This window comes from Fictibacillus iocasae, from assembly GCF_042665465.1.
GTDB classification, from domain to species: Bacteria; Bacillota; Bacilli; order Bacillales; family Fictibacillaceae; genus Fictibacillus; species Fictibacillus iocasae.
On record NZ_JBHTCP010000051.1, the window covers coordinates 34078 to 52400 of the forward strand.

The 18323-nt window shown below is 43.4% G+C and carries 18 protein-coding genes, 1 tRNA gene, 1 pseudogene and 1 riboswitch; of the genes and pseudogenes, 13 read left to right on the top strand and 7 right to left on the bottom strand.

The window, feature by feature from the left end:
• Nucleotides 1–4 precede the first annotated feature (4 nt).
• On the bottom strand, nucleotides 5–319 hold the full coding sequence (locus ACFQPF_RS16570; RefSeq protein ID WP_379751010.1) for a hypothetical protein: 315 nt from the start codon (nucleotides 317–319) through the stop codon (nucleotides 5–7).
• 211 nt (nucleotides 320–530) lie between these two features.
• Here ACFQPF_RS16570 and ACFQPF_RS16575 point away from each other — a divergent pair, with 211 nt between their 5' ends.
• Together ACFQPF_RS16575 and ACFQPF_RS16580 are read left to right on the top strand one after the other, a co-directional pair.
• Nucleotides 531–650, top strand: a complete 120-nt coding sequence (locus tag ACFQPF_RS16575) for a symporter small accessory protein (protein WP_379751012.1) — start codon at nucleotides 531–533, stop codon at nucleotides 648–650.
• Nucleotides 647–2248, top strand: a complete 1602-nt coding sequence (locus tag ACFQPF_RS16580; protein WP_379751014.1) for a sodium:solute symporter family protein — start codon at nucleotides 647–649, stop codon at nucleotides 2246–2248. Before ACFQPF_RS16575 ends, ACFQPF_RS16580 begins: the two co-directional genes overlap by 4 nt.
• A 51-nt stretch (nucleotides 2249–2299) precedes the next feature.
• Here the strand turns inward: ACFQPF_RS16580 and pepF are convergent, their stop codons facing one another.
• Nucleotides 2300–4111 carry an oligoendopeptidase F gene (gene pepF, locus ACFQPF_RS16585; RefSeq protein WP_379751016.1) on the bottom strand — a complete coding sequence of 604 codons (1812 nt, stop codon included), beginning with the start codon at nucleotides 4109–4111 and terminating at the stop codon, nucleotides 2300–2302.
• A 160-nt stretch (nucleotides 4112–4271) separates the two neighbouring features.
• On the opposite strand from pepF, the gene ACFQPF_RS16590 reads away from it, so the two are divergent.
• Nucleotides 4272–4895 (top strand): methyltransferase domain-containing protein, encoded by a 624-nt coding sequence (locus tag ACFQPF_RS16590; protein WP_379751018.1) that lies wholly within the window; start codon nucleotides 4272–4274, stop codon nucleotides 4893–4895.
• Nucleotides 4896–5085: 190 nt separating this feature from the next.
• On the opposite strand, the gene ACFQPF_RS16595 is transcribed toward ACFQPF_RS16590, so the two are convergent.
• Nucleotides 5086–5161, bottom strand: a tRNA-Ala gene (locus ACFQPF_RS16595).
• Between the two features lie 397 nt (nucleotides 5162–5558).
• On the opposite strand from ACFQPF_RS16595, the pseudogene ACFQPF_RS16600 reads away from it, so the two are divergent.
• The 3 genes and pseudogenes from ACFQPF_RS16600 (at nucleotide 5559) to nagB (ending at nucleotide 9141) form a co-directional block, all read left to right on the top strand.
• Nucleotides 5559–6837 (top strand): annotated as a pseudogene (locus ACFQPF_RS16600) (IS110 family RNA-guided transposase).
• Between the two features lie 381 nt (nucleotides 6838–7218).
• Entirely contained in the window at nucleotides 7219–8394 is a 1176-nt protein-coding gene (nagA, locus tag ACFQPF_RS16605) for an N-acetylglucosamine-6-phosphate deacetylase (RefSeq protein WP_379751020.1), read from the top strand.
• Nucleotides 8395–8397: 3 nt separating this feature from the next.
• Nucleotides 8398–9141: a glucosamine-6-phosphate deaminase gene (gene nagB, locus ACFQPF_RS16610; protein WP_379751022.1), complete on the top strand. Its 744-nt coding sequence runs from the start codon at nucleotides 8398–8400 to the stop codon at nucleotides 9139–9141.
• A gap of 146 nt (nucleotides 9142–9287) precedes the next feature.
• Here the strand turns inward: nagB and ACFQPF_RS16615 are convergent, their stop codons facing one another.
• Together ACFQPF_RS16615 and ACFQPF_RS16620 are read right to left on the bottom strand one after the other, a co-directional pair.
• Nucleotides 9288–9449 carry a YjcZ family sporulation protein gene (locus ACFQPF_RS16615; protein ID WP_379751024.1) on the bottom strand — a complete coding sequence of 54 codons (162 nt, stop codon included), beginning with the start codon at nucleotides 9447–9449 and terminating at the stop codon, nucleotides 9288–9290.
• A gap of 214 nt (nucleotides 9450–9663) precedes the next feature.
• Nucleotides 9664–10302 (bottom strand): hypothetical protein, encoded by a 639-nt coding sequence (locus tag ACFQPF_RS16620; RefSeq protein ID WP_379751026.1) that lies wholly within the window; start codon nucleotides 10300–10302, stop codon nucleotides 9664–9666.
• A 136-nt stretch (nucleotides 10303–10438) separates the two neighbouring features.
• Here ACFQPF_RS16620 and ACFQPF_RS16625 point away from each other — a divergent pair, with 136 nt between their 5' ends.
• The 4 genes from ACFQPF_RS16625 (at nucleotide 10439) to ACFQPF_RS16640 (ending at nucleotide 14371) form a co-directional block, all read left to right on the top strand.
• A complete protein-coding gene (locus ACFQPF_RS16625; RefSeq protein WP_379751028.1) occupies nucleotides 10439–10765 on the top strand; it encodes a YmaF family protein in 327 nt (108 codons plus the stop codon).
• A 163-nt stretch (nucleotides 10766–10928) separates the two neighbouring features.
• Nucleotides 10929–11579 carry a 3'-5' exonuclease gene (locus ACFQPF_RS16630; RefSeq protein ID WP_379751030.1) on the top strand — a complete coding sequence of 217 codons (651 nt, stop codon included), beginning with the start codon at nucleotides 10929–10931 and terminating at the stop codon, nucleotides 11577–11579.
• A 218-nt stretch (nucleotides 11580–11797) separates the two neighbouring features.
• Nucleotides 11798–12025 carry a hypothetical protein gene (locus tag ACFQPF_RS16635; RefSeq protein ID WP_379751032.1) on the top strand — a complete coding sequence of 76 codons (228 nt, stop codon included), beginning with the start codon at nucleotides 11798–11800 and terminating at the stop codon, nucleotides 12023–12025.
• A gap of 129 nt (nucleotides 12026–12154) precedes the next feature.
• Nucleotides 12155–14371, top strand: coding sequence for a GGDEF domain-containing protein (locus tag ACFQPF_RS16640; protein WP_379751034.1), 2217 nt, complete (start codon nucleotides 12155–12157; stop codon nucleotides 14369–14371).
• Here the strand turns inward: ACFQPF_RS16640 and ACFQPF_RS16645 are convergent.
• Nucleotides 14368–15051 carry a TrkA C-terminal domain-containing protein gene (locus ACFQPF_RS16645; RefSeq protein ID WP_379751036.1) on the bottom strand — a complete coding sequence of 228 codons (684 nt, stop codon included), beginning with the start codon at nucleotides 15049–15051 and terminating at the stop codon, nucleotides 14368–14370. The genes ACFQPF_RS16640 and ACFQPF_RS16645 overlap by 4 nt on opposite strands.
• 201 nt (nucleotides 15052–15252) lie before the next feature.
• Between ACFQPF_RS16645 and ACFQPF_RS16650 the strand changes: the two genes are divergently transcribed.
• Complete coding sequence (locus ACFQPF_RS16650) at nucleotides 15253–15408, top strand: hypothetical protein (protein WP_379751038.1); 156 nt, start codon at nucleotides 15253–15255, stop codon at nucleotides 15406–15408.
• 77 nt (nucleotides 15409–15485) lie between these two features.
• Nucleotides 15486–16205, top strand: coding sequence for a GDSL-type esterase/lipase family protein (locus tag ACFQPF_RS16655; RefSeq protein WP_379751040.1), 720 nt, complete (start codon nucleotides 15486–15488; stop codon nucleotides 16203–16205).
• Nucleotides 16206–16256: 51 nt separating this feature from the next.
• Here ACFQPF_RS16655 and ACFQPF_RS16660 read toward each other — a convergent pair whose 3' ends face one another.
• A complete protein-coding gene (locus tag ACFQPF_RS16660; RefSeq protein ID WP_379751042.1) occupies nucleotides 16257–16451 on the bottom strand; it encodes a hypothetical protein in 195 nt (64 codons plus the stop codon).
• A gap of 197 nt (nucleotides 16452–16648) precedes the next feature.
• Nucleotides 16649–16811: riboswitch (cyclic di-AMP (ydaO/yuaA leader) on the top strand.
• A gap of 121 nt (nucleotides 16812–16932) precedes the next feature.
• On the opposite strand from ACFQPF_RS16660, the gene ACFQPF_RS16665 reads away from it, so the two are divergent.
• Nucleotides 16933–18183 carry a dicarboxylate/amino acid:cation symporter gene (locus ACFQPF_RS16665; RefSeq protein ID WP_379751044.1) on the top strand — a complete coding sequence of 417 codons (1251 nt, stop codon included), beginning with the start codon at nucleotides 16933–16935 and terminating at the stop codon, nucleotides 18181–18183.
• The last annotated feature ends 140 nt before the right edge of the window (nucleotides 18184–18323 follow it).

The window sequence follows — 18323 nt, forward strand, 5'->3', positions numbered from 1 at the left end:
CACACTATAGAGTTTCTGTTAGTTCAACCGGTTTATCAGCCTTAGACGCATCAAGCATTAAGAAAATAGCGGAGAGAATGTGCATGATCATACCGACAAATGGAATCCAGCCTACACAAGATGTAATGATGCCAAGAATGCTTCCAGTGGACGCGCCATTAACCTTTTTCGTCAGAACAAGGGTAATGATATGTAGCACGAACATGACAACAAGCGGTGTCCACGCAAGGCTGATGACAATCGTGCCCCCAAGAACGGGTATGCCAAGCAAAGCTTCTAGTCCTCCTGTTACCCACTTCATTACACGTGATGGTGACATGAACTAGCCTCCTTCATAGTTGAATTTTTAACCTTATTAAAAAATATGTGAAATCCTGGGTCTGCAGTACTGTTTTTTTCATTTGATCTTCTTCAAATAAAGGAAAATATAACAAAAAAAAGAACATATACCGTAATGGCGGAAAATGAGATATGTAACAGAATGATTTATTTTGTATGCGCTTACAAAATGGTTGAAGAGGAGGATGGAAATGCTTGGAATGGAGGATGGAACCATCGCGTTTGTATGGATTGCGACTGTTTTGTCTATGATCGGGTGTATTATCTTCGGCATTCTGATGTGGAACAAGGGAGGGGATGAATCGCCATGAACGTAACCATTTTACTTACGGTTTGCCTCGTCTATATGGGAATCATGTCTTGGCTGGCTTATTACGGCTACAAGAAAACGACAACAGAATCAGATTATCTTGTTGGAGGCCGCAATATTCATCCTGCCGTAATGGCCCTTTCGTATGGTGCCACATTTATCAGCACCTCGGCTATCGTCGGCTTTGGAGGCGTTGCCGCAACAATGGGAATGGGGCTGCTGTGGCTTACGTTCTTGAACATTGTACTGGGCATCTTTGTTGCCTTTGCCGTTTTTGGAACAAGGATTAGAAAGCTCTCGGTCAAGTTAAATGCCACCACGTTTCCAACGTTGCTGGGAGAGCGCTACCAATCTAAAATGATCACCGTATTATCAGGCGCTATGATTTTTCTTCTTATGCCGGCTTATACAAGCATCGTTTTAATCGGAGGAGGGAGGTTTCTCCAAGAATCCTTATCCTTAAACTTTAACCTTGCATTAATCATTCTTGCCGCGGTCATCGCCGTTTATGTCATGACAGGTGGAATTAAAGCGGTCATGTATACGGATGCGTTTGCCGCTGTCGTCATGCTGATCGGAATGGCCATCTTCCTGTTCGCTGCCTACGATGCGGTAGGTGGTGTGATAGATGGACATAAAGCACTCACCGCAATGAAGGATCTCGTCCCGCAAGCGCTAGTGGATCAAGGGCATCAAGGGTGGACGAGCATGCCGGCCGCCGGCTCGCCATTATGGTGGACGATGGTCAGCACCATTATTATGGGTGTGGGTATCGGCGTCCTGGCTCAGCCGCAGCTTGCAATGCGCTGCATGACCGTCAAGGACGATAAAGCGTTATACCGCTCTGTCCTTGTCGGCGGTATCTTTATCTTTTTTATGACGGGCGCAGCATTTGTGATCGGACCGTTGAGTAACGTCTACTTTTATAATACGACAGGGGAGATTGCCATCAGTGTGGCAAAAGGAAACGTTGATCTTGTGATCCCAATTCTTATTACAAAAATGATGCCTGATTGGTTTATTTATCTATTTACGATGACACTGCTGTCCGCAGCTATATCAACCATTTCCTCCTTGATTCATGTGCAGGCTTCTGCATTTGGCCAGGATATATTAAAAACGCTCGGAGTCCATTCCTTGTTCGGTTCTAAGCTTAATCCTTCCCGCATCGGTGTAATCATTGGAATGTCCGCAGCCGTCATTTTAGCTTATCTTTTGCCACCCGGAATAATCGCTCAAGCAACCGCATTCTGGTTCGGAATTTGTGCCGCTGGCTTTTTGCCTGCACTCATTGGTGCATTATATTGGAAGAACGCTACAAGAAAAGGTGCCGCTGCGAGTATCATCACAGGCTTTGCTGCCAGTATTTTTGGTTTTCTTTTTCTGCACGTAAAAGAGTCAGCTGCGATTGGCCTTTCGCAAGCTTTGTTCGCAAAAACAGCGCTGCTGCCTTTTCCGTGGACGCATGTGGATCCGTTATTTTACGCCCTTCCTCTCTCAGCCATCGTTTTTATCGCGGTGAGCTTAATGGACAAGAGTGCAAAAGCAGAAAGAGAATGGTATGAAGGAATGATACAGACTGCTGCATCAAAAAAATAGTAAAAGAAAGAGGGAGTTCTGCTGAACTCCCTCTTTGCATGATATCATGCCTTAAAATGATGATTCCAGTTCATCAATAAGTGAACCCACATAGGAGACGGCCATCTTCACCGGTTCCGGTGTGGACATATCTACACCGGCATGCTTCATTAATTCTAGCGGAGACATCGTTCCTCCTGCACGAAGCACATCGAGCCAGCGGTCTACAGCCGGCTGGCCTTCATCAGCGATCAGTTGAACCACAGCAGTAGAAGCCGTCAAACCTGCTGAATACGTGTAAGGATACAACCCCATATAATAATGCGGCTGGCGCATCCATGTGAGTTTTGCCCCTTCATCAATTTCCACTGCCTCTTCCCAGAATTCTGAAAGCACAGCTCCTGTTAGATCAGTCAAAACTTTGGCTGTGAGGGCAGCGCCATTCTCAGCAAGCGCATATACTCTGCGCTGATATTCTGCTTCGAGAAGATGTGTCACAAAGTTATGGTAATAGGTTCCGAGCAGCTGCAGGACAACCCAGCGGCGCATCTGTTTGTCTTCATGCTTGTTCAGTAAATATTGTCCGAGAAGCATTTCGTTCATCGTGGACGGTGCTTCCACAAAGTACATGGACGGGCGGACGTTCATGATGCGCTGATTTTTATTGGCAAGGTAAAAATGTCCGGCATGTCCGAACTCGTGTGCAAGCGTAAATGCTCCACGCATATTGTCTGCCCAAGTCATCAGGATATAAGGATGAGACCCATAAGGGCTCGCGCAGAAAGCACCGGTCGATTTTCCTACGTTATCAGCAAGATCGACCCAGCGTTCCTTGAAGCCTTTTTCCATTATTGCGCTATATTCAGGACCCATCACCTTTAGCGATTCAAGAATGATTCGGCTCGCTTCTTCATAAGTTGTTTTCGGATTGAATTCTGGATCTAGCGGAGCTTTTAAATCACAGAAAAGCATACGGTCCAACCCTAGTACACGCTTCTTCAGAAGAGCAAACCGTCGCATATGCGGGGCCAGCTCTTTATAAATGGTATCAATTTGATTGTTGTACATATCGAGCGTCACTTTGTGCGGTTCAAGGAGCATGTGCGTCACAGATTCATAGCCTCGCAGACGTGATAGCGTGACCTGCTTTTTTACTTCTGTGCTATAGGCTGCTGCCATTGTATTCTTATACTGTTTCAATGTGCGAATAAAGGAGTCATATGTTTTTCTGCGGATTTCCGTGTCCGGAGAAAATTCATACTCGCTTTCAAAAAGAGCAAATGAAACAGGATGTTCATTGCCTGAAGAAACTTGTACATTTTCAAAGGACATATCAGCGATTTTTGCACTTTGATAGACTTTGTAAGGGCTGCCGTAAACCTCGCCGAGTGCTGCAAGCACTTCTTCTGTTTCAGAAGAAAGGCGGTGTTTTTTCGTTTCCAGCAATTCATGCAATCCTTTTTTGAAGCTCTCAAGTTTTGGTTCCTGCTTTATATAGTCCATAACAGCATCATCGTCGAGCTCCAATATTTCGGAATGGATGAAGGAGAGATTCGCAGAAATTTTTGTATGTAAAGCCGAAAACAAAGATGAATTCGCTTGGTTGACAGGGTTGGTTCCGTCAGTTGACTGCTGAAGGCTCGCGTAGGTTCCCGCCTTAACGAGCCTCATCGTTAGGTTTTCTTGAGCGACGAGACAGTTCAGCAATGTATTAGCCCCTTTATGCAAGGTGCCTTTAAACGCTGCCACATGTTTCGCTTCTTCTTCAATCACGGTTAACTCCGCTTTCCACTTTTCTTCGGAAACAAATAAATCTTCTATCTTCCACGTTCGATCAACAGGTACTTCATGCCGCTGCAATCGCTTTGCTGCTGTCTTTCCCATCTTTTTTTCCTCCCCAAATAAATAGGTATACGTTCATTGTAGGTTATTAGAAAATTTAGTCAAATGTAACGTTTTACTTATAGTGGATACGCTGAATTTTGTGGAGACCAAGAACAAGATTGCTAGATGTTGAGTACACTATCAAAAGGATGTGATCATATTGCCTTCCATTAAATATGTGAGCAGCAGTGAGATTTTTACTTGTGCTGCGTCTCGAATTAAACAGACCAATATTATTTTGGACATCGGATGCGGCATTAAGCCGACACCGTACATCAAGCCGAAACTTCATATATGCTGTGAACCTTATGCAGAATATCTTCAGCATTTAAAGCAGCATGCGCCAAAGGATCGAGAGTTTGTATTGATCAACTCGACGTGGGATATCATCAAGCATTTTCCAGCTCAATCTGTAGATACCGTCATTTTCACCGATGTAATTGAACATCTAAAGAAAGAGGAAGGAAAAATGCTCATAAAAGAGGCGGAAAGAGTAGCAAAAGTGCAAGTGATATTGTTTACACCGCTTGGATTCATGCCACAGCAGCATCCTGATGGAAAAGACGCATGGGGCTTTTCTGGTGGGAAATGGCAGGAACACCATTCTGGATGGGATTTGCAGGATTTCGATGATCCATGGGAACTGATCGTATGCCAAGATTTGTACGATAAAAACAATGTAGGACAGGCATTATCTAAACCTCACGGAGCCTTTTGGGCGATTCTGAATAAAAACGGCACAGGACAGGCTGAAGCCATTTCAGTGCTGTATCCTGGAAAATAATTTAAATAAAACATGTGTGGACCAAATGGCTAGTCAGGCGTTTGGTCTTTTTGGATTAATACAAGATGAAGTTTTATATTGTAGGTTGAAATTCTTCATCTGCGGCCTTTAGGAGGCGATTGTTTTGTTGAGTATGCCAATATAAAGCAAAAAATCTCCTTGATTTCTCAAGGAGGTAAATGTTATGTATTGGTGGACCCTATCGGGATCGAACCGACGACCTCCACGCTGCCAGCGTGGCGCTCTCCCAGCTGAGCTAAGGGCCCAAATAGCTTATGTACTGACAAGGAAAAGTATATACCAAGTCTTCATAAGGTTGCAAGCGTTTTTTTAAATGCAGGATCACCTATTCTCATGACAGGTTTGAAGCGAAAACGGGTATGGTGTTACAGAGGACTAAAGTGATTCATCGAAACAGATGGCGATTGCCCGGGAAATACATCGAGAAATGCGATGAGAAATGGTGAATAATTGTCGAAAAAGGATGAATGAAGAGGACACGTAAAACGAAGATGCGTTTTAATAAACATTAATTTAAGGGAAAGGAGCATTCCTGTTAGAAGGATTTTCGGGGACTTGAACAAAAAAAAAGCCCTCTTGGTATGATATGGGGTGTCAAATCTGCACGAATTGACCCCTAACTTAGAACCAAGGAGGACTACCGTGAATTTTACTCAAAATCACAAAATAAATCAAGTCACTGAACAAACTCTCGTTGTTGGAATCGACATTGCAAAACGCAAGCACTATGCCTGTTTTGTAGACGACAGAGGGAGAATGCTTAAGAAGTCTTTTCCCTTCTTTCAAACAATGAACGGCTTCGAATACTTCTACCAGGAAATTCTCCAAGCTTTAAAGGATTATGACAAGACAGAAGTACTCGTAGGGATAGAGCCTACCGGTCATTATTGGCTGAACTTGGCTTACTACCTTGATGAAAGAGGTATTCCCCTAGTCATGGCAAATCCCATGCATGTAAAGCGATCAAAAGAGCTCGACGACAATCTCCCGACCAAACATGATGCCAAATATGCCCTAGTTATCGCTCGTCTTCTAAAGGACGGGCGTTACAGCTATCCTCGCATCCTTAAAGGCATGGAAGCCGACCTGCGGGTCGGAGCGACGCTTCGATCTCATTTGGTTGAAGAACAGGGAGCTGTCACCAATCGGCTCATTCGTTGGCTAGACCGGTATTTTCCGGAATTTGTCCAGGTCTTTCCGTCTTTCGGAAAAATGGCATTGGCTCCACTTGAACACACACCTTTTCCGCATGATGTGTTAGGAAAGCAAGCAGAGGAACTTATGGACCTTTACCGAACCAGCGAAGGCTTAAAGTCGCCTCAACGGCCGAAAGCCATCAAATTAATTTGAACTCGCTTCTTCATCAATCGGCGTAACGGAAGGACAAAAGATGGCCCGTATGGAAATTGCCACATTGGTCCGCCGGTATCGCCAGCTCGAAGAAGAGATTGAGGCTCTTACTCAAGAGCTCACAGATCTAGTACAAACTTCTGTAGAATACGAAAGACTTAAAACGGTGCCTGGTCTAGGTGATACTACCATCATTGACCTGCTCTCTGAAATCGGAAGCTTCTCACATTACGAGAATCCACGCCAACTTATTAAACTTGCGGGATTAACGCTGAGAGAAAACTCTTCCGGGCAGCACAGAGGACAAAAACGAATTTCCAAGCGTGGAAGAAGGCGGCTGCGTGCCGTTTTATTCCGTGTCATGATGCCAATGATTCGCCATAATAAAGCGTTTAAGGCCTTGCATGACTATTACACAAACCGAAGTAACAATCCGTTGAGAAAGAAACAATCCATTGTAGTTCTATGTGGCAAGCTATTGAAAATCTTACACGCGATGAGCACGAAGCACATGGCTTTTGATGCGGAGCGAATGATGAAGGACATCTCGAGACTCGAAGAGGCTTTCTGAGGCAACATTTTCGTTTGATTAGACAACAGGATGACACGGAGAAGCCGGCATTATACACACTTTCGACTGCGAGTCCCTAAAGGAGCTTAGCCAGCCTCTGCCTTATGACTAGACCGAACGAAGGAATGTAGGCACTTTAGATGCCAAGAGACATGGGAGGGTACGTCATCATAAGCTACGCAGAGATCCATTGTGCATCACATATCTCATGAACACTACAACCATAAATATCCAGTAGTGACCGCGGAGCGTACCCACTACCTGTCATTGAATCACATATTTAAAAAATACTGTTAGCGTAGGTGTCGAAAAATATTTATTAGACACCCCACCAACGGCTCAAACCGTTGATAAATCAATATTTATAGAGGGAGTGTGAGTATGACGAAAGCTATTCTATTTTCAGGGGATATGATGATGGAGGGAGGAGTGCAACGAGGCTGGCTTTTAGTTGAGGGTTCCACGATTTCCTATGTAGGAAAAGAAAAGCCAGACACGATTGATCCACTAACCGCTGCCGTTGATCTACCTGATGGATCGGTTTTGCTGCCTGGAATGATTGACCTTCATATACACGGGGCGGCTGGTGCTGATGTGATGGACGGAACAGAAGAAGCACTGCATAAAATAAGCCGGGCGCTACCGAAAGAAGGAACAACATCATTTCTTGCGACAACGATGACCGAACGAGAGGACGTGATCACGAATGCCCTTTCGAAAACAGCTGCGTATATGAAAAATCAGCCAACTGGACAAGCAGAACTGCTTGGCATTCATCTCGAAGGTCCGTTTATTTCTCCAAAACGTGCTGGTGCGCAGCCGAAGGATTTTATAATTGCTCCGAATGTCGATACGTTTCGGCGCTATAATGAAGCGGCTGAAAATCACGTCAAGCTCGTTACGCTCGCACCGGAAGAACCAGGCGGCTATGAGCTTGCCTCTTATCTACAAAGTAAGGGGATTATCGCGTCGATCGGGCACTCTGATGCGGACTATCACGAGGTGGTAAAGAGTGTGGAAGCAGGTGTGACACATGGTACTCATTTATACAACGGGATGAGAGGGATCCATCATCGTGACCCCGGGACCGCAGGCGGCGTTCTGCTCCTTGACGAGATAATGGCTGAAATCATTGCTGATGGGGTTCATTGTGACAAAGAGATGGTGAAAATGGCATACAAGCTGAAAGGATCGAGCAAGCTTGTCCTCGTTACAGACGCAATGCGTGCGAAATGTCTCGGTGATGGTATGTATACGCTTGGCGGGCAGGCAGTTAAGGTTGAAGACGGGAAAGCCATGCTCTCAGATGGGACATTAGCAGGAAGTGTATTATCCATGAATGATGCGGTTCAAAATGTCATCACGTTCACAGGCTGTTCGTTTGAAGAAATCGCTAAGATGACGAGTGAGAATCCAGCGAAGGAGCTCCAAATCTTTGATAGAAAAGGAAGCCTTGCCAAAGGAAAAGATGCTGATCTCACCATCATACGAAGTGATGGAGCCGTGCTGGCGACATATTGTTGCGGAAAGAAGGCATATGAAATAGGAGGCGAATGAAAGATGAAAGTGATTGCGGTTGAAGATTACGAAGAGATGAGCCGTCTGGCAGCAGAAATCATTCAATCCAAAGTTCAGAGCGTTCCTAATGCTGTGCTAGGATTTGCGACAGGAGGGACTCCTATTGGTACGTATAAGCAGCTGGTGGCAAACGCGAAAGAAAGACATTTGTCTTTCCGAATGGTCCGAACGGTAAATCTTGATGAGTATGTTGGCATTTCAGCAGAGCATCCCGAAAGCTATCATTCTTATATGAAGAAGCATGTCTTTGAACCGCTTGGAATATTGCCGGAAAACTGTCATCTTCCAGATGGTGAAGCAGAGGATTTGGTGCTGGAATGTGAACGGTATGAAAAGGTTATTGAGCAGCTTGGTGAAGTGGAGCTGCAAGTGCTTGGCATCGGGCAGAACGGACATATCGGGTTTAACGAACCGATGACGCCGTTCTCTTCCAAAACACATGTTGTAGAGCTTACCGCGTCAACATTAACTGCCAACGCCAGCTATTTTTTGAACGTGAAACAGCCAACACATGCCATCACGATGGGTATCGGAACCATTTTGAAGAGCAGGGAGATCCTCCTGCTCGCTTCAGGCGAGAGTAAAAGGCTTGCGGTCAACATATTGCTTGAAGGCAAAGCGGATGAGAAGGTTCCTGCCACCGCATTAATAACCCACCCGAACGTAACCATCATCGCCGACTATCCTGCACTCGGTTTGAAAGAAGAAGGAAACACGAGATTGTGAGGGAAGCCGGCTGCACTATATGCACATTAATTTCTTGACAGAATTTCTTATTACCGTACACCTCATAATGAGATGCCAATTAAACTAAAAAAGAAAAAAGCTTCGTGAAACCTTTTGAACGTTTCACGGAGCTTTTTGTGTGCTGCTTACGTCCAGTAGCCTGGGTAAGCGCTCATATATCCGTACGCTGGATAGCAGACGACTCCGCCATAGTTGCAGCCGCCGCCACAAGTAACGGCTCCTACAATCACAAGCAGGATGAACAGCACAACGTACAAAGTAAAATTCTTAGAATAATACTTGCCCACTTATTTCACTCTCCTATTGCTAGTGAGAAGCCTTCTTTCTCCTCCCTATACTATATGCGAAGAGCAAAATGGGAGAAACGGGGACAAGTGCGGATTTCAGCACACAAAGCAGGAGTTTATTTGTCCTGAGAATAGATAGTTTGCTGAATTTCTTCTGTGCAGGACAGTAATGCATCACTGTCCTGCTGTGCCCGCTATATACGAATTAAGGAGTCTATTTGTATTTTTCTTCTAAGATGATATACAAGTAATCTACCAATTCGGCTTTTTTAAATGCTGTGACCGAGTAAACACCGCCTACATTCTCAAAAACGGAGGCTGTGCCGGTTTCTTCTTTAGGTTCAGCATCTCCTGGAATGCCTGCCTGTTCAAGGGCTTTACTAAGCTCGTCATCAAATGGGATCGGGCCGCTCGGGGTGAACACGATACGCGCAGCCGTTTTCTCAACAAAGGTAACCGCTGCCTGTCCATTCATATAGTGCTTTGTTACCGCAGGCACAAAGTCGTTCGTTCCTGCATAGCGGAATTGGATGGTTTCTTCTCTTTCCGGCTTTCCAAGTAACGCTTCAGCAGCCGGCATATTTAAGCCCGCCAGCTGGCTTGCTGCAATAATGTAATCACTGGAGAGCGGGGCATGGTTCACCTTCGTTTGTTCTTCATCTTCTTCGTCTACAACCGTGGTCTCATCTGACGGCGCATCTGTTTTTTTGTCAGAATCAGGTTTACGGCCTGCTTCAGACTCTGATTGACTGACATTCTTCTCGGGAGACTTTATAGCAGCCGATTCTGTCTTATCCTCACAAGCTGACAGAAGCATAGCAAACAGGGCTAGCATTAGGAGCTTATTCAACATGTTAATCCCTCTTATCCTTCATTTTTTCTCGTGCTATTTATTTATCTTACAAGCAATAGCCGTAATCCTCAATGGAAAAGAATGCAGTAGCGAAGTTTCAACATCCCGAATAATGTGTTAGAAAGGGGGGAGTTTCTTGGATAAAAGGCTGGAAAGAAGATTGTATTGGCAGCAGCAGGCACCTCATATCCATAAATTTCAATCAATAACATCTGGCGGCAGTGACCATACTCATGAACTGGCCATCAGCACTTCTCCAATGGTCGGAGGAATGGATGATCACATTCACTATTTTGAAGGAGAATGTAAAGGGAAAGACGGACATTGCCACACATTTAAAGGATACACAAGTTCGCCAATCCCATTAAGAGGCGGCGGCCATTATCATTTAGTATCAGCACAGCTGACTGAAGTGAGCGGACATACACATTCTTTTCATGGCAAGACAACGAACCGGCTGTAAAGGAGAACCTGGAAAAGGGTTCTCCTTTTTGCAATGACAGGCAATATACAGCGCTAAGCTACATATTCTTTAGAGAGAATACGTTTAGCCTCTTCTCTAATCAGCTTTTTTCTACTAAAATATGACATGTAAAGATGTTACGGGCAGAGAAAGCGGTGGAATCGTGGAATATATCATTTATGACTTGGAAATGACAAACAGGCTGTCAGAAATTATTGAAATTGGAGCCGTTAAGGTTGTGGAGACGGAGAACGGGCTTCAGGAGAAGGAACAGTTCCAAACATTTATCCGTCCAAAAGCGGACCAGCTGAGCAGCCGGATTACGAGCTTAACGGGCATCACGAACAAAGACTTGGCAAACGCTCCGTCATTTGAGGAAGCGGTAAAGATGTTCCGGCGATGGATTGGATCAGATGATTATTATTTATGCTCGTGGGGACCGGAGGATAAGTGGGCTTTGATTACAGATTCAACGTTCCACCAAACCAATACAGAATGGATCGTCAATCATAACGATTTGCAGTTCAGTTTCAGCATGCTGCATGAAAGTGAAAAGGGCTTTCGCTATGGTTTATCAAGAGCTCTCGAGAAAATTGGGGCTGCACAGGATGGGAATAAACACCGTGCACTTGATGATGCCATTAACACCGTTAAAATTTTTAAAACGATCTTCCAGCAGATTACCTTGATGAAAAATCCAACCTCTTATTTGGAATCTAAAATGTTTGAGCCAGAGAAGCTCGTTTACCAAAGCAAACCAGAGAGTGACCAGACACCATCCCCCTTTGCTGCTCTATCGAAATTATTCAACTAAAATATTAGTGGTATTTTTGTACGCATTTAAAACTTTTAGTACGCACATAAATAGACAAAAACACTCTTTTAAACCTATTTTTCGACACGTTTTTACATTTGCAATAGGCTTTAAGGCTTGATTATCCAGTAAAAGTAAGATATGTCGGCATTTGACGAATTGTTTTTGTAGGAAAATGACCATATATCCCTAATAATTAATACCAGGGGGTGTTTCGGTTGAAACCTACATATTATATAACGAATAGGAACGACCAGCTTTTGCAACTATTGAATACGATTGAGTATTGTGCTTATGAATATGAGCCAGAGCGTGCCGATTTCATTATTCAGCTGAAAGAAGAAATACTTGAAAACGACGGAATTGATGTATCACCGGAACAGTACAATAAGATCATCTCTCTGCTACTGACTTTTGTTCCTCCGCATATCAAACACATACACTAATGAAAACCTCCATCAGGAGGTTTTTTCACTTTAAGAAGCCTTTATTTTTACATAAAAATTACAATAATAGACAATAAGGGAAATAGTACTTTGATACTATGAAAGGAGCATCCAAAAGGGGGCTTTAGTATGGAGTACTTAGTACAGAATGAAATGGTAAAGCATTTATCTGAACATGTAAAAGAGAACGAAATTGGCATAATTTATCTGGATATTATTAAGTTTACAGAAATTGAGAGGAAACACGGCCTGAAAAAGGCTGGAGATATTCTTCAGCTCTTAGAGCATGCCTTTAGTTTATTAAAACAAAAGCATCCAGAAATCTTTTACATCCATCGGATTGTAGGGGATGATTTTTTCATTTATGTGAAATTGGATAAGCGGCTGAACATGAACGAAAGGCTTAAGGACATTGTAGGCAAGATTAACCTTTTCCTTCACGAACAGATTGCGTACTATTATTCACATACTGGCATCACGATCAAGTTTCATCAAAGCTATACGATCCTGCTCACTGAAGGAATGACCACTTTAGAACGAGCAGTTTATATTTCAATTAAGTTCTTGCTAAGACAGGCAAAGCTGAATTCGCTGGAAGTAGAAAATGGACAGCTAAAAGAGGCGTTTCAGGATTTGATCATCCACAATCGAATTCAAACTCATTTTCAGCCGATTGTTTCGCTGACTACATCAGAAGCATATGGCTATGAAGCGTTAAGCAGGGGGCAAAGAGATACGCACTTTGCTCAGCCTCTAAATTTGTTTTCATACGCTGAAAATGAAGGCCTTCTATATGTACTGGAGAAAACATGCAGAGAGCTGGCCCTTCATCGAGGGAAGCTGTTTTTGCTGCCGAAACAGAAATTGTTCATAAACGTTTCTGCACCGGTCATCTTTGATCCTGCCTTCCAGCCTGATACGATGAGGGATTTTGTACAGTCATGTGGACTCAACAATGCAAACATCGTTTTTGAAATTACAGAAAGAACAGCAATACATGATTTTTCTGTCGTTAAAAAAGCGCTGGATCAATTTAAGAGAAAAGGATTTGAAATTGCGATTGATGATGCAGGGGCAGGGTATTCTTCTCTGCAGGCTATTTCCGAGCTGCGGCCGCATTATATCAAAATTGATCGGTCACTCGTTCAGGATATACATAACAACATCGTTAAGAAAAATATGATGGAGACGTTTGTTTCCTTTGCCAAAAGAATGAACAGTAAAGTCATTGCTGAAGGAATTGAGAACAGCGCAGAGCTGAAGATGATTTGCGATTTGGGCGTGGAATATGGCCAAGGGTTCTTTCTGGCTAAACCGTCTTTTCCTCCTAAGAAAGTGGATGAGAAGGCAGAGAAATTGATTTTGAAGAAAAAAGAGAAAGGGGATGTTCGTAAACGAAATGATTGGACCATCGGCAGCCTCGCTCAAACCTCCCAGGATTTTCGGCCAGATGAACGGGTAAAGCATGTTTCCACCATTCTTGATACGGTATCGGGGGAAGCAGGAGCGGTGATAACGGAAAAAAATTTTCCTGTCGGCCTTGTGATGCGCGATAAGCTGAACCGCCAGCTAGCCAAACCTTATGGCATGTCGTTGTTCTGGGATAAGCCGGTCTCTAAATTAATGGATAAAGAGTTCCTTGTTGTCATGACGGACGAATCCATTGAAGAAGTAGCACAAAAGGCTGTGACTCGAGATACGGAACAAATGTATGATTATATTATCGTTAATGATATGAACGGGTATATCGGAACCGTTTCAATCCAGATGATCCTTGACCATTTAACATCGCTAAATAATGAAAAATTGAAGGATGCGAGTCCGCTGACAGGCATGCCAGGCAATAAAGAAATTAAAAATCAGCTTAATGGCAAACTGCAGGCAGGAAAGCCATTCACACTCATTTACGCCGATTTAGATGAATTTAAGAAATTTAATGACTGCTACGGTTTTTCGTTAGGCGATGAATTAATTAAAAAAGTAGGTTGTATCATTGAGGAGGTCATGTACTCGACAGGCACGTCATCTGATTTTTCTGGCCATATCGGCGGAGATGATTTTATCATGATCACGATGAACCATCGCTCAGATGAAATCTGCCTTGCTTTACTAGAGGAATTTAATAAAATGCTGCTGCCATTCACAGAAGAGATCTTAACAAAGCTGGACTTAGAAGAGTTGCCCTTCGTTCCATCCATCTCTCTTGTTCTTTTAAATGTTTCTGATTGTACAGTGTCCATGACGAAACTGTCCGCTATCGCTGCCGAGCAAAAAGCGGCTGCGAAAAAAATAAAAGGCAGCAGTTTTATAAAACATAGTGTGGAAAAAGAAGGACAGCCGGCTTAATGCGCACTGTCCTTCTCATCGTTCTTCTCTTTAAATAAATCCTCAATCGTTTTTCTATCACCGAAGATTAGTAATTTGTCGCCTTCCTGAAGTTTTGAAGCCTCCTTTTTTTTCTTTATAATCAGATCTCCTCGTGTCACAAAAAGAATGGATAAATGATCTCCTTCCTCTTCCACATCGCAAATGCTCTTTCCGATATAAGGAGAGCCATCATGTATGTAAACCTCTGTTAAATGATCGTTATCTTCTTTTAAAAGTACATCCCGTATAGGTAAATCAATTAAATCGAACTTTTCTTCCATCGTTTGGTTTAATAGCCGTTCCAGCTTCTTCTTAACAGCAGGTATGAGCAGAAAAAGGATGATGATGAACAGACCGGCTGCAATGAAGGCGAGTTCCAGCGAACGAAACTCGTCGGCGAGTATATTCGAAATGGAGGAAATGATAACGGCCAGTGAAAAGGCTCCGAATAAGATGAGAAACATGCTTAACCTGCGCCTTACTGGATGTCCGAGGATGAGTTCAGATTCTCCTGTGGTGAAGCCTGTTCCAGTCAGCATGGAAATCACTTGGAAGCGAGAGACTTCTTTTTCAAGTCCAGTCAGTCTGAATATGATGACGTTGATTTCAATAACGGCCGCTATGATGATGAAATAGAGAAAAATAAATAAAAAGCCCATCGTTCTCCCCCTTTAATCCTACATTCCTTTTATACCCTAATCCTTTGGTTTCATTCGTTTTAAGTATACATTTCCTAAACATTAAAAAATTCAGATAAACGGCAGCCGGCCAGCCAAAATGGCTATGTATCCGTTAATTCAAGTCGTGATTCATAATTGGCGGAGAACATCAATATATATGGTTAGACAAGGGGGGATTGAATGGGACTGTTTATGATTTCTTTGCTGCCGGCATTTTTGTTATGCGGAGGAGTGGTCGCTTTGCTGCAGATTTTTGTAAAAAAAGACACGTTTGACTATGACGAAGCCAACCTTTGGGAAAACTATGAAGGATCCCCGGAGGATTACAGGCTTTAAGAGCATACTTGCTTGATATTTCTCCATTTTGTTGCTTTAATTTAGACAATAAAAATTGCACGATTGGAGAGTATCAATTGACCAAATTGCAAAGATGGATGCTTGCCGGAGGAATATTAGCTGCTCTTTTTTTCGGAAGTTTATATTTTAGCCAATATAAAGAAAAAAAGGACGAGCCAATCCGGGTTACCGCACTAGGTGATTCCCTCACCTACGGAGTGGGTGACCCTTCAAGAAAAGGATACATTGGATTCGTGACCGATGCGATGGAGAGAAGAACAGGGAGACCAGTTTCGCTAAATAATTTCGGGATCAGCGGTCAGAGGTCCGATCAGCTTCTTCACCAGCTGGGCAGCGGAGCCGTTCTCCGCTCGATCCAGAGAGCAGACACGGTATTTGTCTTTATTGGTACGAACGACTACAGGCAAACCGCCAAGTGGAACTTTAAAAAGCTTCCGTTGAACAAAATGGGTGAGGGCGAGAAAAAACTGGAAGAAAATTTGACAGATATCACGGCCATCATCCGCAAACAAAATCCATCTGCCAAACTATATATATTGGGGCTGTATAATCCCTATTTCGGGGATGGATATGATACGAAAAATGGACCCATCATTCAATCATGGAATGAAACCATCAAAAAGGTGGCGGATAAAACAGCGTTATCTCTATACATTCCGACAGAAAAGCTTTTCGTGAACATATCGAAGCCTTTATACTTTTCGGATTCGATCCATCCCAATACAAGAGGGTATGAGAAAATGGGAACATGGGTCGCGAAGCATTGGTCTCCTTAAAAAAAGCGGCCATGTCAGAAAGTGCTGACATGGCCGCTTTTTCCGTTCTTTTTATTTGCCCATCGGGGTTTCAAGCTTTCCGTTCATATCGATCATAAATCCGATCTCACGGCCCAACAGACTGCCGAGCTCTTTGGCCTTTTTTTCGCTTTCCGTTTTAATTTGTTCTATAGTCAATTCACCTTTAAGACGGGATGCACCTACTATGATGCTAAGATCGCCTTTTTCGTAAAATACAATTTTCATGTATGTTTTCCTCCTCCGGTTAATAAACACATACTCTTAACAGTTTTCGATATAGATGTTTCGTTATAGGGGTAATAAGGTATATAGACCTATAGGAAAGTGTTTCCTATGCGACGCGCGCGGATGTGGGAATAGTTTACATAAAAGCATTCTTGACAAAAATTCGACAAAAACGGTAAAATGACAGCACATACGTCATACTGCAATCGCTGAGTCAAGTTTGAATGATTATTCAAATTTTTGAACGGGGGAACCAATCAATACGGCTTTAAAAGCCTGGGATGAATTTGCTTTTTGCAAAGGGGATATTCTCATTTCCTAATCCGACAGCTAACCTCGTAAGCGTTCTCGAGAGAAGGATTAAGCCTTAAATGTGCTTGTGAACCCGCGAAAAGTCTCTCAATTTTCGGGGGTTTTTATTTAGCGCACTATGCCTCTCAATTTCGCAGATTTGTATAAAAATACGAAAGGGGTTATGTATATGAAATTATCGTCTAAAATCTTAATCGCGCTCGCTCTTGGTGTCGCAGCAGGTCTCATACTAAACCTTGCCGCTCCAAGCATTTTTCCGGAAGTCGATAAATTTTTCTTGAAACCTGTCGGCACCATTTTCCTTAACCTGATTAAAATGCTCGTTGTGCCGATCGTCTTTTTCTCCATTGTTCTAGGTACTGCGGGTCTGGGAGATCCCAAAAAGCTTGGACGCATCGGGGCAAAAACTATCGGCTACTTTTTAGGAACAACTACGCTAGCCATTATTATTGGTATCGCACTTGCACTTACGTTTAAACCAGGTGATGTGGGAACGTTTGATACTTCGGGTGCAGAATTTAAAGCGGAGGAAGCTCCTCCTGTTTCTGAAACATTGCTGAACATGATTCCAGTTAACCCGGTTCAGGCAATGACGGAAGGCAACATGCTGCAAATCATTGTTTTCTCGATTTTTGTGGGCTTCGCCTTAACGATGCTTGGCAGCAAAACGAAAGGAATTTTGGATCTTGTGGAGCAAGGGAACGATATCATGATGTTCCTTGTTAATCTTGTTATGCGTTTCGCGCCATATGGAGCTTTCGCGCTTATCGCATCAGCCGTCGGAGGACAAGGAATCCCCGCACTGAAGGCAATGGGGCTTTATATGGGGATTGTCATTGCAGCATTAGTGATTCATAGTATTGTCACTTATGGCGGTTCCATCGCATTATTTGCACGAAAGAGCCCTATTTGGTTCTTTAAAGGATTCGCACCTGCGATGTCGGTAGCATTCAGTACGTCAAGCTCAAACGCCACTTTGCCTGTTTCGATGAAAACGGCTCAGGATAACCTGGATGTACCTGAACCTATCAGTGGATTCGTACAGCCATTAGGTGCCACCGTCAATATGGACGGAACAGCGATTATGCAGGGTGTAGCGACTATCTTTATCGCACAGGTTTATGATCAGAACCTGACAATGGTTCAGCTTCTGACAGTCGTATTAACGGCTGTCCTAGCTAGTATCGGTACGGCAGGTGTGCCTGGAGTCGGCCTAATTATGCTTGCTATGGTATTAAACTCTGTTGGGCTACCTGTAGAGGGAATCGCTCTTATTCTCGGTGTTGACAGACTTCTTGATATGATGAGAACGGCTGTTAATATTACCGGTGACGCAGCGTGTGCTGTAATTGTCGCGAAGACAGAAGAGAAACATGGCGTCATTGAGACACCTAAGATTAAATCCGCCATGAATGAATAATATGAAATGAAAAGCCGCAGCGATTTCTGCGGCTTTTATTTATTTTTACTTTTAAAAGCATAACTTTTTAACTGCAAAGGAGTTCGACACTGCCATGTTAAAGGCTTGAAGCCAGCCAGGTTTTATTTAAACTCACGTTA